This window comes from Paenibacillus cookii (assembly GCF_018333375.1).
GTDB classification, from domain to species: Bacteria; Bacillota; Bacilli; order Paenibacillales; family Paenibacillaceae; genus Paenibacillus_AQ; species Paenibacillus_AQ cookii.
Genome location: NZ_BORW01000022.1, coordinates 14,166 through 28,662, shown reverse-complemented (window position 1 = coordinate 28,662; position 14,497 = coordinate 14,166). Strand labels below are relative to the sequence as shown.

12 protein-coding genes are annotated in these 14,497 nt (G+C 55.7%); 5 read left to right on the top strand and 7 right to left on the bottom strand.

What is annotated here, in order from left to right; all coding sequences use genetic code 11:
• Nucleotides 1-91: 91 nt before the first annotated feature.
• Nucleotides 92-982, top strand: coding sequence for a LysR family transcriptional regulator (locus tag KI367_RS17945; protein WP_036706553.1), 891 nt, complete (start codon nt 92-94; stop codon nt 980-982).
• 159 nt (nt 983-1,141) lie between these two features.
• Nucleotides 1,142-1,480, top strand: a complete 339-nt coding sequence (locus tag KI367_RS17940; RefSeq protein WP_212951345.1) for a VOC family protein — start codon at nt 1,142-1,144, stop codon at nt 1,478-1,480.
• Between the two features lie 66 nt (nt 1,481-1,546).
• Here KI367_RS17940 and KI367_RS17935 read toward each other — a convergent pair whose 3' ends face one another.
• Nucleotides 1,547-2,770 carry an MFS transporter gene (locus KI367_RS17935; protein WP_212951343.1) on the bottom strand — a complete coding sequence of 408 codons (1,224 nt, stop codon included), beginning with the start codon at nt 2,768-2,770 and terminating at the stop codon, nt 1,547-1,549.
• A gap of 164 nt (nt 2,771-2,934) precedes the next feature.
• Between KI367_RS17935 and KI367_RS17930 the strand changes: the two genes are divergently transcribed.
• Nucleotides 2,935-3,813 carry a LysR family transcriptional regulator gene (locus tag KI367_RS17930; protein WP_212951341.1) on the top strand — a complete coding sequence of 293 codons (879 nt, stop codon included), beginning with the start codon at nt 2,935-2,937 and terminating at the stop codon, nt 3,811-3,813.
• A 53-nt stretch (nt 3,814-3,866) separates the two neighbouring features.
• Here KI367_RS17930 and KI367_RS17925 read toward each other — a convergent pair whose 3' ends face one another.
• The 4 genes from KI367_RS17925 to KI367_RS17910 form a co-directional block, all read right to left on the bottom strand.
• Nucleotides 3,867-5,549, bottom strand: a complete 1,683-nt coding sequence (locus tag KI367_RS17925) for an FAD-dependent oxidoreductase (RefSeq protein ID WP_212951340.1) — start codon at nt 5,547-5,549, stop codon at nt 3,867-3,869.
• Between the two features lie 361 nt (nt 5,550-5,910).
• A complete protein-coding gene (locus KI367_RS17920) occupies nt 5,911-7,143 on the bottom strand; it encodes an MFS transporter (protein WP_212951338.1) in 1,233 nt (410 codons plus the stop codon).
• A gap of 211 nt (nt 7,144-7,354) precedes the next feature.
• Entirely contained in the window at nt 7,355-8,491 is a 1,137-nt protein-coding gene (locus tag KI367_RS17915; protein ID WP_212951336.1) for a 5-methyltetrahydropteroyltriglutamate--homocysteine S-methyltransferase, read from the bottom strand.
• Between the two features lie 205 nt (nt 8,492-8,696).
• Complete coding sequence (locus KI367_RS17910) at nt 8,697-9,596, bottom strand: LysR family transcriptional regulator (RefSeq protein ID WP_212951335.1); 900 nt, start codon at nt 9,594-9,596, stop codon at nt 8,697-8,699.
• Between the two features lie 135 nt (nt 9,597-9,731).
• Here KI367_RS17910 and KI367_RS17905 point away from each other — a divergent pair, with 135 nt between their 5' ends.
• Nucleotides 9,732-9,944 carry a DUF2905 domain-containing protein gene (locus tag KI367_RS17905; protein WP_036706539.1) on the top strand — a complete coding sequence of 71 codons (213 nt, stop codon included), beginning with the start codon at nt 9,732-9,734 and terminating at the stop codon, nt 9,942-9,944.
• Here KI367_RS17905 and KI367_RS17900 read toward each other — a convergent pair.
• A complete protein-coding gene (locus KI367_RS17900; RefSeq protein WP_212951333.1) occupies nt 9,941-11,542 on the bottom strand; it encodes a response regulator transcription factor in 1,602 nt (533 codons plus the stop codon). The two genes, KI367_RS17905 and KI367_RS17900, sit on opposite strands and share 4 nt — an antisense overlap.
• Nucleotides 11,535-13,307 (bottom strand): sensor histidine kinase, encoded by a 1,773-nt coding sequence (locus KI367_RS17895; RefSeq protein ID WP_212951332.1) that lies wholly within the window; start codon nt 13,305-13,307, stop codon nt 11,535-11,537. The genes KI367_RS17900 and KI367_RS17895 overlap by 8 nt, the downstream gene beginning before the upstream one ends.
• Nucleotides 13,308-13,547: 240 nt before the next feature.
• On the opposite strand from KI367_RS17895, the gene KI367_RS17890 reads away from it, so the two are divergent.
• A complete protein-coding gene (locus KI367_RS17890) occupies nt 13,548-14,489 on the top strand; it encodes an ABC transporter permease (RefSeq protein WP_246537063.1) in 942 nt (313 codons plus the stop codon).
• Nucleotides 14,490-14,497: the final 8 nt, after the last annotated feature.

The following is a 14,497-nucleotide window of genomic DNA, read 5'->3' as shown; positions in this document are numbered from 1 at the left end:
TTTATTGTAGCCGGAATATAATGATAAGAATAATATATCTTTTTAACGTTTTCATACATTACATATATGAATCAATCCGAGGTGAGAAACGATGAACCTGCACGCTTTGCGCCTGTTCCACGAAATTGCCAACACCGGCAGCGTCACCCGCGCCTCCGAGCTGCTGAACATCAGCCAGCCGGCCATTACGGCCCAAATCAAAAAATTCGAAAAAGAGCTGGCCTTAACGCTTATGGTCCCGCAGGGCCGGGGCATCGCGCTTACCGATGCCGGGGAGAAGGTCGCCGTTTTGGCCAAACGCCTGTTTGCCGTCGAGCAGCAAATCGAGCAGTTCGCCAAAGATTACCGTCAGGGGATGGACGGGCAAATCCGGCTCGCAGCGACGTATCTTCCCGCGCAGTTCCTCCTTCCTTCATGGCTCGCCAAGTTCAAACAGCGGTACGAGCAGGTCGAAATGTCCATTACGACGACCAATTCCAGCGGAGCGCTGAAGCAGCTGCTGAACGTCGAAGTGGATTTGGCGATTTACGGCGGGCTGCCGGAAGCATATCCGGATTCGGTGAACACCGAAAAATTGTTCGAAGACGAGCTGTGGTTCGTGGTGGCGCCGAGCCATAAATACGCCGGCCGCCGGGTTTCGCTTCACGAGATGGTGAAGGAGCCTTTCGTGATGCGCGAAGAAGGAAGCTCCACCCGGGAAAGGCTGCTGGCTTTATGCCGGACGTACAGCGCTCCCGCACCGAAAATCGCCCTGCAGTTCAACGGGCTGCATGAAGCGATTACGGCCGTCATTGCCGGGTACGGAGCCAACTTCGTATCGTCGCTGGTCGTCCGCGAGCATGTCGCCCGGGGCGAGTTATGCCGCGTATACGTCGATGGCATCGACCTAAAGAACGTCATCGCGATCTGCACGCGCAAAAACGAGCCGCTAAACGCCGCGGCCCGCAATCTCGTGGAGCTGATTCGCCAACATCCGCAATAACCGTCCCCTACGTTCCCATGATTAACGAGGACTATACTGCTTTATCCGTTTCAAGTTGAGCCCTTGCCCTCCATGATGCCGTAACCTTATCACTTGCATGAAGGTCATATAATAAAGGTGAATGACGATTCCATACTCCACTTGGAAAGAAGGAGACATATGAAAATCAACCATTTGAATTTGACGGTGACCGATGTGGCGGCGTCCCGGGCGTTTCTGGAGACCTATTTCGGCCTGGTTTGCCGGGCTACCCGCGGCGACAACTTCGCCGTGCTCTTGGACGATGACGGCTTTGTCCTGACGCTGATGAAGGGCCGCGAGGTGCAGTACCCCAAAACGTTCCACGTCGGCTTCCCGCAGCCAACCGAGGAGCAGGTCGACCGCATCAACCAAAGGCTTCTGGAGGACGGCTACGACGTCAAGCCTCCGCAGCATGCGCACGGGTACACGTTCTATGTCGAGGCGCCGGGCGGTTTTACGGTCGAAGTGCTCTGCTAAACGGCTAAGGGGCGGTTCCGAACGGTCGGCAGGCAGGCGTGGACATGTTCCATCCAAGGCCCTTCCTTACTCTGCCAAAGGAAGGGCTTTTTCCTTTTCTCTGGGCTTGTTTAAAACATCCGGCGCTTCGGGCTTGGCCGCCTTCGCCGCCAGCTGATGAACCGCCGCCATCGCCAGCGTGACGGTCAGCAGCACCGGGATCAGCAGCGCATAGCTGCCCGCAGCATCGTGGATTACGCCGAGCAGCATCGGTCCCAGCGCACCGATCACGTATCCGGCCGACTGGGTCATGGCCGACCAGGCCGTCGCCTGCTCCGTATCGCTTACCGCCTCGATCGGCATCATCAGATTAACCGGAAACAGCACGCCGGGGCCGATGCCGATCAGAATCGCCGCAAGCCACGGCGCCGCCGAAATCCAGAGCATCAGGAAGCCGGCGGCCATCGCCAGCGCGCCCAGCGCCAGCCAGAAACGGCGGGAAGGAAAACGCCGCAGCAGATGAGGGAACAGAAGGCCGACGGGAATCTGCGTCACAGAAAACAGGACGAGCATGTTCGCCGCATATGCTTTGCCGTAACCCATATGCTCCACGACCGGCGGCAGCCAAGCCGTGACCGAGAAGAACAAGACGGCCAGCAGGCCGAAGGACATCGTAAGAACCCATGCTTTTCCGCTGCGCCAGGGCAATCCGGCCGTACGATTCGTCTGCGCCTCTCCAGCGGACGGCCGGGCATGGCGAAGAACCGACCACCGCCATACCGGCAGGGCGATGGCAGCCAGGACGGCCCAAATTGCCAACGATTCGCGCCACGAACCGATCCGGTCCGCCAGCGGCAGGGACATCCCCGATGAAAGCGTGGCTCCGACCGCCATGGATACGGTGTAAAGCGATATCATGAAAGGCACCTTGGTCGGAAAGTACTGCTTAATGAAGCCCGACAGAAGCGGTCCCGCCGCGGCGATCCCGAGCCCGGCCAAAATCGAGGTCATGAGCAGATACGATGGCGACCCGGTAAACCACCGCAGCACCGTACCGATGCCGATGACCGCAATCGACCAGGCGATGACGCGCTCCAGCCCGGCACGCCGGCCCAGCTTGACCGCAAAGGCCGGAAAAATCCCCATGCACAGCACAGGAATGGACGTGAGCAGGCTTGCCGTCAAGGCGCTCATGCCCAAATCCCGCTGGATGGCTTGCAGCATGGGCGCGACGGAGTTCATCGCAGGCCGCAGATTCAAAGAAGCTAAAATAAAGGCCGCAGCCATCATGAACCGTGAAGTTTTTTTCATCATTCCCTCTCCTTGCAGATCGATTTGAACACATCTTACTTGGAGAGGAATCATTTATCAATTATATTGAAGTTATAATAATAATTTGTTATACAAATGATACGAAGAAACCGCCGCCTTCAGGCGGAAAACATTTTGGTTGAGGATCGGAGTGCAGTGGATATATGGAACTGAGACAGTTGGAGTATTTTATGGCCGTTTGCGAGGAGCTGCATTTTACGAAGGCCGCGGATAAGGTGGGCATCTCCCAGCCGAATCTAAGCCTGCAGATCAAAGCGCTGGAGGAAGAGATCGGCATGCCCCTGTTCGACAGGATCGGCAAACGGATCGCGTTGACCGATGCGGGCGCGGTCCTGCTCAAGCACGCACGGGGAATGTTTCAAAATTTGCAGAACGCCAAGCTGGAGATCGGCGAGCTTCGCCATCACCAAGGCGGTACGCTCGGCGTCGGGGTGCTGCCTTCCGAGCTCGATTTCCGCCTGACCCCGATGTTCATCGATTTCCGCAACCGGTATCCGAACGTCCGGCTCAAAATCGTCTCGGCCGTCGATGTGGCGGATCTCGTACTCCGTGCGGAAATCGACATCGGCATCTCGCTCAAGCCGCTTTACGACAACCGGCTCGTGTTACGCTGCCTGCCCCGGGAGGAGTACGGCGTAGTGGTATCTGCAGAGCATCCGTTCGCCGGCAGGGATTCGGTCTCCTTGAACGAGCTGAACGGCCTGCCGGTCATTATGTATCCGAAAGGGTTCTGGGGAAGGGAGCTCGTCGAGCAATTCTGCCGGAAACACGGCTTTAACCTGAACATCGTCGTGGAGACGACGTCCAACCCTTCGCTGTTCCGGTTTGTCCGGGAGAACATGGGGGTCACCGTGCAGACGCCTGCTTTGGTTGAAGCCATCGGCGACCCCAAGCTGCGGTTCCTGCCCATCCATGATGATCCGCCGTACAGGGAAATGAGCATCATTTACCGGGCGGATAAATATTTGGGCCATGCCGCGCAGGCTTTCATCCATCTTGCCGAGGAACGCCTCAAATCATAGCGGAGGAACGGCCGGAAGCCCCGATCTTCGTTGAAGATCAAGGCTCGCTCAAACTACAGCTTCATCCGGTTGACTTGTTTCGTTTCCGCCAAATAGGTCGCGGCCACATACCCGAACGTCATGGCAGGCCCGAGCGTTGCGCCGGGACCGGGATACGTTTCGCCCATAACGGCGGCGGAGCAGTTGCCTGTCGCAAACAATCCGCCGATCGGCGTCCCGTCCTCCTGGAGCACGCGGGCGCATGCATCGGTCACCAGCCCGCCTTTGGTTCCAATATCGCCCGGCACCACGGGAACGGCATAAAACGGTGCTTTCGCGATCGGCGCCAGGCTCGGATTCGGGAGCGTCGGGTCGCCGTAATAACGGTCGTAGGCGCTTTGGCCGCGGTGAAAGTCTTCGTCCTCGCCTTTTTGCGCCATGCGGTTGAAGCGCTCGAACGTTGACGTGAGCCTGGCGGGATCGATGCCGATTTGCCCTGCAAGCTCGGCCGGGGTGCTGCCTTTTTTCACGAACCCGTTTTCCAGCCAGCGTTTCGGGAACGGCTGACCCGGGAACAAGCCGAGAAAAATGTAGCGGTTTTTCGCCTGCTGGTCCAAAATCATCCACGACGGGGTGGTAGGCGCTTCAGGCTTGTTTTGGGCGTACATCGTATCGACGAATTCATGATAGGGCACCGCCTCATTGACGTACCGCTCGCCGGCTCCGTTCACGATCATCATATTGGGAATGCCGCGGTCGGCCACGAGGAAAAACGGCTTTTCCCCGGGCGGAACCGCCGACGGCGCTCCCCAGACGCGATCCATCAAGTCGATTCGGGCTCCCAGGCGAAGCGATGCGGCGAGAATGTCGCCGGTTTGGCCTTCGGCGGCCGAAGTCCATTGCGCGGACGTCGGGTGCGGCAAATACTTTTCCCGTAGCTCTTGGCTGTGCGAAAAGCCGCCCGCAGCCAGGATGACGCCATGTTGGGCCTCGATCCGGACCGGCTTGCCGTCGCGGACCGCATGAATGCCGGTGACGCGGCCTCCTTCCGTCACGTAATCCGAAAAAGCGGTCGACAGCCATAGATCGCCTTTCGCTTCCATCAGCGACAGCCGCAAACGGCCGATCAAGGCTTCCCCCAAGGCCGCCGGGCGGTAGCCGGTACATATCGAACGCATCAGCCGCATGCCGATTTTCAGCGACGTTTTTTTGCCGATCCACGTTCGGGTGATCATGTTGACTTTATGGAATTCGTACGCGTTCATGACCATGCCGTAGGTCGGCAGGTTCGCGCGCCGGATGCGTTTCCGCTCTTCCCCCAGTTTTTTCAGGTCGAACACGACGGGCTCCACCGATCTCCCTTGCGGAAAACCGCCGGGCGCTTCGGGGTAATAATCCGAATAGCCGGGTATGTATTCGAACCGGACATGGTTCGTATGCTCATGCAAAAATTTCACCATTTCGGGCCCGCGGGTTAAATACGCGCGTTTTCTCTCCGCCGGCACCCTGTCGCCGACCGTCGCTTCGATGTAGGCCTCCGCTTTTTCCATCGTATCCTTCAATCCTGCCCGTTCGAGATAAACGTTGTTCGGAACCCAAATCGCGCCGCCCGACAAAGAGCTCGACCCGCCGTACTGATCCGTTTTTTCGATCACCAGCGCTGTAAGCCCTTTCAATTGTGCCGTCAAGGCAGCGGTCAACCCGCCCGCTCCGGAACCTACAACCACCACATCGTAACTCGCATCCCATTTCTCCATACGTATCCCCCTTTTTTGGTTGCTTCAAAATTTATGCAGGTCGCTTGTTGTAGTGGATCATGCGATTTTATTTTACTTTGTGTACATTTAGTGAATTAATGGTCACAATGTAAATATATCAGAAGCAGACCGGCAATGGAAGCGAAAAAATGTGCCCTCAGCCGGACGGCTGAAGGCAAGACATACGGATGCCCTTCTATATTATTTCCAAATCTTGTCGGCGATTTCTTGGATGAACGCGAGTTTCTTCCCATTGCTGCTCTTCGGTCGGGAGGTTGCCATCCTCCGTCGAAACGAATCCGCACGGCAGGCCGAGGCAAATATGCTCCAGATCGATAAATGCGCCGGCCGCCGGAAAGGACTATACCGCCTCTTCGGTGCCGCCCGCATCGCCGTGGATACGGAGAAGCGGAAGCACGGCCAAACAACCGGCCGCCAGACACAAGCCGGCGAATCCGTATATCCATTCAAGCGGAAACATGTTTTTCAAAACGCCCGCCAGCCCCATCATGAGCAGCATCGCCCCCGTCATCAGCGGCGTGCGGATTCCGGTGACCCTGCCGATATATTCGGCTTCGGTATGCTGCATCACCAGCGTCTGGTTGCCGATAAAAATCGCCGGCTGCAGCAGCGCGATGACAAATTGGGCAAGCATGACAAGCCATAACATGCCCGACAAGCCCGTCAGGATCATGCCGGCGGCATTGACCAGCAGTCCCAGCACCAGCAGCCTGCTCGGCGCAATTCGGCTCGCAACGGCGAACGTGACGATGCCGCCGACGATCTCCCCCAGGCCGTAAGGAATGGAGAGCCATTTCAAATCCGACGCCGGAAGGGCCAGCTTCTCCGTGACGACAAAGACGCTAAGCGGAGAGATCAACCCGACGCCGAGTCCAACGAGCAGAAAACAAAGGCTGAGCAGCAACAGCGTTTTTCGGCCGGCAACATATCGAATCCCTGCCTTCATGTCCCGAATCACGGAAAGCGAAGCTGCCGCTTCCTGCCCGCTGCCGGGGCGGTCCGGCGGGAGGAACAGCAGCACAGCGGCCGACATCAGGAAGGAGATCCCCGTCATGCCTATGGCCGCTTGAATCCCGAACGTTTGATAAACGCCCGTTCCAAGGACCGGGCCTAACACCATAAAGACGGCAAACAAGGTCTGCAACAGGGACATCGCCGGCTGGGCCAGTTCGTCCGGGACGTGGATTTTAAACCATTTCATCCCCGCCGGCTGCGAAAACTGGGAAAGCACGGACGAAATCAACGTCGTCAGCAGCACCGCTTCCCAGAGCCCGCTCAACAGAGCCAGCCAAACGATCCCTACCGATGCCGCACTGAGAAAATCACACCAAACCAGCGTTTTCCGGGGTTTCCACCGGTCGGCGAACACGCCGCCTATAAAAGAGAAAATAAACATCGGCGCATATTCGGCAACCGAGACGAGCGAAACGTAAAGCGCATTTCCTTCCGTCTTGTCCATGACGTACAGCAATATCGCGAAATTCCGCACCCAGATTCCGATCTGCGAAAACAAATTCGAGATCAGGATAATCCGGATAAAGCGGTGGCGAAACAGTTTGAATGAAGATAACATCGGGTTGGACTCCTTTCCTTTTCGGTCTTTAGGATTCCATCATGAGGCCTCCTCCAAGGTAAGGGTCAATCCTTAAATACGGCTTTCCTGCATAAACGGCAAAAAGCCCCGTTCTTCCAATATCAGGGCTAAAGGCGTCGCTTTGCCATGGAAGCAAAAAAAGAGCCCTCAGCCGGATGGCTGAAGGCAAAACCTAAGGATTTGCGCTCTATTATTTCCAAATCTCGTCGGCGATTTCTTTGATGAACGCGAGTTTTTTCCACTGCTGCTCTTCGGTCAGGATGTTGCCTTCCTCCGTCGAAGCGAATCCGCACTGCGGGCTGAGGCAAATATGCTCCAGATCGACGTATTGCGTCGCTTCCTTGATCCGGCTGACGATCTGTTCTTTGTCTTCAAGCTCGCCGGTTTTGGAAGAATGGAGTCCCAGCACGACCTGCTGGCCTTTTAGGAAACGCAGCGGCGAAAAATCCCCTGCGCGTTCCGTATCGAATTCAAGGTAAAACGCGTCGATGTTCCCGATGCCGAACAGCTTCTCCGCTACCGGTTCGTATCCCCCCGAGGAAGCCCACGTGGAGTGGTAATTTCCGCGGCAGACATGCGTCGTGACGACCAGGTCCTCCGGCAGATCGCAGATGGCCGCTTCGTTCAGGCGGGCATACGTTTCGGCGATTTGCGACACGTCTTCCCCCGCCGCATGCCGCGTTTTCCAGTAATTTTGGTCGCACAGCATTCCCCACGTGCAATCGTCCAATTGCAGGCTGCGGCAGCCCGCTTCGTAAAATGCCAAAATGGCCGCCCGATAGGCCTGCGCGATATCCGCAATGAGCTCGTCCCGGCTGGCGTAGACCGCTTCGGTGCCCCGAATGTTTTCGGGACGCTGCAGTTCGGCAAGGAACTGGGCCGGTGCCGGAATCGCCTGGCGCGCAACGACGTCGTCGCCGGCAACGCTTTTCAGGAACTTGAAATGTTCCACGAACGGATGGTCTGAAAAACCGATTTTCCCGGTCAGACGCGCGGTTTCCGCTCTTGTTTCCTCACCTTGGAACCGGTAGCCTTTTTCGACTTCCGCTTTCTCGACGCCGTCCAGCCCCCACATGAAGTCCAGATGCCACCAGGAACGTCGGAATTCCCCGTCGGTCACGGCTTTCAGGCCGACCTCCTTCTGTTTGGCGACCAGCTTGACGATTTCCTCGTCTTCGACCTTTTTCAGCTGCTCGGCCGTAATCTCGCCGTTTTGGAATTTTCTTCTCGCGGCTTTCAGCGCTTCCGGGCGAAGAAAGCTGCCTACGATGTCGTGTCTGAACGGAGTTTTGTTTCGTTGCTTGGCTTGATGTTCGATGATGCTCATTTGTCCTATCCCCTTTATCCGATTCGAATGAATGGCTTTTAAAAAAAGATAGCACAATGCTCACGTTATAAAGTAACTCCAATAAACTATATCTGGTTATAGTTTTAGGCTATAGCAAGAAAAATACCCGCCGAGCAATTCCGCAAAACCCGACCGGATCGGGCCGAACCAACCGCCCGCACGAGCGGAAGATTGCAGCCCCACCTTACTTGATAGCTTCATGGAGAGCGTCGATATACGCCAATGCCAGCTTGGACAAGGCAGCGTTCTGGTGGCAAATCCAGCCCACGTTGATCGATTCCTGGCAGTCCAGCGGAACCGGGATGATTTCGTTCCCGTTCAAATCCGCGCTCAGCACGCCGGTCGAAATCGTGTAGCCGTTCAGCCCGATCAGCAAATTGAAAAGGGTCGCCCGATCGTTGACGCGGATGCTTTTCGGATGCGACAGGGTGCTCAGTATTTCCTCCGAAAAATGGAACGAGTTGTACTCCCCCTGCTCAAACGACAAATAAGGATAGGCCTCCAATTGGTCGATCGTGACGATCGACTGCTTGGCGAGCGGGTTGTGGATGCTGATGAAAATATGCGGTTTGGCCGTGAACAAGCTCGTAAATTTCAAGTTCGCGTCTTTCAAAAGGCGGTTGATGACCTTGCTGTTGAACTCGTTCAGGTACAAAATGCCGATTTCGCTGCGCTGGGTTTTGACGTCCTGGATGATTTCATGGGTTTTGGTTTCCCGGAGCGCGAGCTCGTATTCCTCCTGCCCGTATTCGCGGACCAGATGGACGAACGCGTTCACCGCAAAGGCATAATGCTGCGTGGAGACGGAAAAATGCTGCGGCGCGGGTTTGGCGTTCAAATACCGGCTTTCCAAAAGCTCGGCCTGCTCGATGACCTGGCGGGCGTAGCCGAGAAACTCGGCCCCCTCCTTGGATAACGTAATTCCTTTGTTGGTCCGTTCGAAAATGGTGATCCGAAGCTCCGTTTCCAGCTCCTTGATCGCATTGGACAGGCTGGGCTGGGAGATGAATAACCGTTTGGCGGCTTCGTTCATGGACCCCCGGTTCGCGACCTCGATGACGTATTTCAACTGCTGCAGTGTCATGGATTATAATCCCTTCCTTGATATACAATAAGAAAAAGTCGGGCCGTTGCTCCCCGCGATAGACGGCGGCCGTTTTGTGAGAATTATAGCATAAATATCCGTATCCGATATCGAAGTTTGCGAGGTGAAACAGTAATGCCTAGTGCATCCAAAATCCTGATCATCCTTGGCATCGTCCTGATCGCCGCCGGTTTGATCTGGTGGCTGGTGGGGCGCTGGATTCCGCTCGGCCGCCTGCCGGGCGACATCGTCTATGAAAAGGGAAACGTCAAATTCTATTTTCCGATCGTGACCTGCATCCTCATCAGCGTCATCGGGTCGCTTATCATGATGCTGTTCCGGCGTTAAGCCTGTTCGTCGCGGCATGCCGACATTTTGACCCTGTTGCGGTATTCGGTCGGCGATACGCCCGCGTATTTTTTGAACTGCCTGTAAAAGTATCCGGGCTCCAAATAACCGACGCGCCTCGAAATTTCGCTCGTCTTCATCGGGGTATCCGTCAGCAGCGCCTTGGCCTGCTTGATCCGGTGCGAGTTCAGGTAATCGCTGAAGCTGACGCCCGTCTCCTTCTGGAACAGCTGGCCCAAATAAAACGGATGGACGTTAAATTCATGCCCAAGCGTCTTGAGCGACATTTCCTCGGCGTATTTCGTCCGGATCTGGTGCAGCACCTGCTTGACGACCGGGCTGAATTCATCCTCATCGACCGACAAATAATCGATGGCGGCATGGGCGATGAATTTGACGTGCTGGGCCAGCCGGGCGATCGTCTGGGCTTTGAACAAAGCCGTGAACAGCTGCTTGTAACCGCTCGTGGCAAGTTCGAAATTCAGCTTGTTTTCCTTCACGACCTGCTTCGTGCACAGGACCAGCTCGACGGCCATGTTGTGGATGCGGGCCACCGGCACGGCCGTTTTTACGTTAAACGCCTGATCGATGTATTCGTCGACGGCCGTTTTGTTTCTGGCAAGCAGCCGTTTTTCGTACTCCAGCGTATCCAGCGCAGCCCAAGCGGGCGGTTCGTCCGGCGGGGACATCCGGCTTGCCGTTATGATTTCGCCTTCCTCGTGGGTCAGGAAATATTCCTGCAGCCGTTTGGCCTGGCTGTAGCTTTGCGGCATGCCCAAATACCCCGATTCCATGCTCCCGAGCGTCATCATGACGTCGATTTGCCGTCCTTTCAGCGCGTGCCGGATCTGTTCCAGCCGCTCCAGGCTGCCGGCCTGCAAAGATTCCGGGTCGGACCCCGCATAGACGATGACGATGTCGCCCTCCGTATCGCAAAAACAAATGCCGGACCCGCCGCCTTCCGTCATCTCCCTGCAAAGGGAGTACACCTTGCGGTTGTCGGCCTCCGCCTTGTACCAAGGGGTCGCGCCGGCAGGCTCCTCCATTTCGGCAATCTCCCGGACGACGGCGGCCGCATAGCAGGACCGATCGGACGGAATATCCAGAAATTCCAGCCGGTTTTTCAACTCGGCCGGGTCGATCCGTCCCGTTGCCCAGCGGTTCATGACGTTGTCCCGCAAAATATCGAGCTCTTCCGCATTCCAATATGCCGGGCGCTCGGCGTTGTCCATTTTTTGGACCGTGCTCTGGATCGTTTCCGCCAGCTCCTTCATGTTGACCGGCTTCAGCAGGTAATTTTCGATGCCAAGCTTCATGCCTTCCTTCACGTAATTAAATTCGTTGTAGCCGCTCAGCACGATGAATTTCATGTGCGGATGCAGCGGCTTAAGCCGCCGGATCAGCTCCAAACCGTCCATCTCGCGCATCATGATGTCGGTGATCAGAATGTCGCACCCGGTTTCCCGCAGCTGCTCGAAAGCCTCTTTGCCGTCATATGCCTTGCCGCACAGCGTCGTCCCCAGCTCCTCCCATTCGACGACGTTATTCAAGCCTTCCAGTATAAACGGCTCATCATCCACAATAAACACGCTACGCATACAATCGTCCTCCTTGCTCCCCAGATGGTAATTTCATGATGATGACCGTTCCCTGCCGGCTCTCGTCCGAGAGCTCCAGCCCGTAGCGGTCACCGAAGCAGATTTTGATCCGTTCATGCGTGTTGACCAGCCCGATGGAGGCCGAACGCTCCGCGGATTCCCCTTGCAGGCGCCGCCTGATTTCTTCCCGCTTCTGCGGTTCGATGCCCTTTCCGTTGTCCTTCAGGACGATGACCAGATCCCTCCCCCGAAGCTCCGCCTGGATCGAAATCCGGTTGTCCGAACGGGACATGACCAAACCATGGACGATATAATTTTCAATGAGCGGCTGGATCGACAGCTTCAGCACGGGAATGTTCATCAGCTCGGGCTCCACGTCGATTTCGTACGTAAAATTGTTCGCGTACCGGATGCGGAACAGGTCCAAATACAAGCTGCAGTATTCGATTTCGTCGGCCAGCGCAACGATCGTATCCCGTTTGACCGAATACCGGAAGAGCGTGGACAAAATATAGATCATCTCGCCGACGTCATCCGCTTTTTTCGAAAGGGCGCGCATGCGGATGGCTTCCAGCGTGTTGTACAGAAAATGCGGTTTGATCTGCGCCTGAAAGGCCACCAGCTCGGCCTGCTTCTGCTTGATCTCCGACACGTACACCCGGTCGATGTACTCCGCCAGATCCGCGCACATATGATTAAACCGGTCGGATATTTCATACAGCTCGTCTTCCTTTTCCACCGGAATGCGCACCGACAAATCCCCGTTCCTCGCTTTTTCAAGCGCCTTCATGATCGCCCGGGTCCGCCGCGAAAAGTTGACGATCGTAAACCGGGTCAGAATCATCGCCGCCGCGATGCATATGCCCGTCACCAGAAACAGCGTGTTCCGAAGCCCGACCAGGCTTTTGGCGATTTCGGCCTTCGGGATGACCCCGACCACGTAATAGCCGAACCGGTTCGAAACCTGGACGTTCGTATAGGAAGGCTCTTCGAAATGCTGAACGGCGGATGAAGACGACAGCTTGGACAGATAAGGATACGTTTTGCCGTAATAACGGCTGGACGAATCGAAAAGAACGTCGCCTGCGGGCGTGACGACCGCGACATACCCTTTCAGATCGCCCCAATCCATCATGTAATCCCCGTACATGCCGCTCAGGTCGTAATCGATGATCAGGTTCCCGATGCTCTCCTGCCGGGTCATGCTGTTGATGTTGCTGACGGTCGTGAAGCTTTTGTCGGAAACGACGTACCGCTTAAGGGCCGACTGCAGATCCCCGTTCGCCTCATAGTAATTTTGGCTGTCCCGGGTAAGCAGCAGAATGAATTTTTTGTTCTCGCTGTACAGCGCAATCATGCGGATGTCGGGATAATTGTTCAGCTGCAGGCGCAAGTAGGACATGATGTCCCGCCTCCGGACGCCGGTATCGCCGTATTTTTCGAGACGGTCGTCCAAATATTCGGCAAAATCGCTGCGCAGGAAAGAATACACGTCCTCGAGCAGCGTCCCGGATTCGTCGCGGTAGATCTGCTGCACGATTTGCTGGGAGGTCGCGTACCGCATGTCCAAGTATTTGCCGATGTTCGACAGGATGCGGTTGTTCAATTCCAGCTCCTTGCTCGCCTGCACGTTCAGCTGATACGTGTAAACGAAGGCCGACAGGCTGGCCAGCGACAACACGGTGATGATCGAATAAATGAACACGATTTTGTTGAACAGCTTTTTCCTGAAATGTATTTTATAAAAATCAACCAGCTTTTTCATGCCGTAAAATCATCCTTTGCGACAGGCTTCGTTCTATCTTGTATGCGCTTTCAACAAGGCGTTGTTTCCTTTTTCCGCTTCATCTATTACCTTACCATAATTTCCCCGGAGCCGGCCCATGCCCGCCGAACTATTCTTTGGTTTGTGCATCTTTTGTTTGTTTTTTTCACTTTAGACAGCGCTTACAGCTGCGGTAGATTAGGATTATCAACATACACACCACAGACGGGAGGGGCTCTCATGGAACACGGGCCGATGCGCTGGCTCAGGACGCTCAATCGCAACAAAGCTTTGCTGCTTATGGTGCTTCCGGGAACGGTATGGTTCATTCTCTTTTGCTACCTGCCCATGCCCGGCGCGGTCATCGCCTTCAAGGATTACAGGTACGACACCGACGGATTTTTGGCGAGCATATTGCGCAGCGACTGGGTCGGGTTTAAAAATTTTGAATATCTGTTCAAAACGGAAGACGCTTTCATTATCGTGCGGAACACCCTGCTGTACAACGCCGTTTTTATCGTGCTGGGCACGGTGCTTTCGGTGCTTGTCGCCATCCTGGTCAACGAAATCGCCAGCAAAAAAATGGCGAAGATCTACCAGACGGGCATGTTCCTTCCCCATTTTCTTTCGTGGGTCATCGTCAGTTATTTCGTGTTCAGTTTCTTGAGCGTCGACAAAGGCGTGCTGAACCAGGTGCTGAAGTTTTTCGGAGCGGATCCGGTATTCTGGTACTCCGAAACGAAATACTGGCCGTACATCCTCGTCATCGTCAACCTGTGGAAAGGCGTCGGCTATGGAAGCGTCGTGTACTTGGCCGCCATCGTCGGCATCGACAAATCCTATTTCGAAGCGGCGATGATCGACGGGGCAAGCAAATGGCAGCAAATCCGGAAAATCATGATCCCGATGATCACCCCGATTATCGTCATCATGTTCATCCTCGCCATCGGCGGCATTTTCCGGGCGGACTTCGGGCTGTTTTACCAGGTTCCGCGCGACACCGGCGCCTTGTACCCGGTCACGAACGTCATCGATACCTTCGTATACCGCGGGCTGAAGGTAACCGGGGATATCGGCATGAGCACCGCCGCAGGCTTGTACCAATCCGTCGTCGGATTCGTGCTTGTCATCGCAACCAATTTTATCGTTCGAAAAATCAACAAGGAACAGGCTTTGTTCTAAAAGGAGGC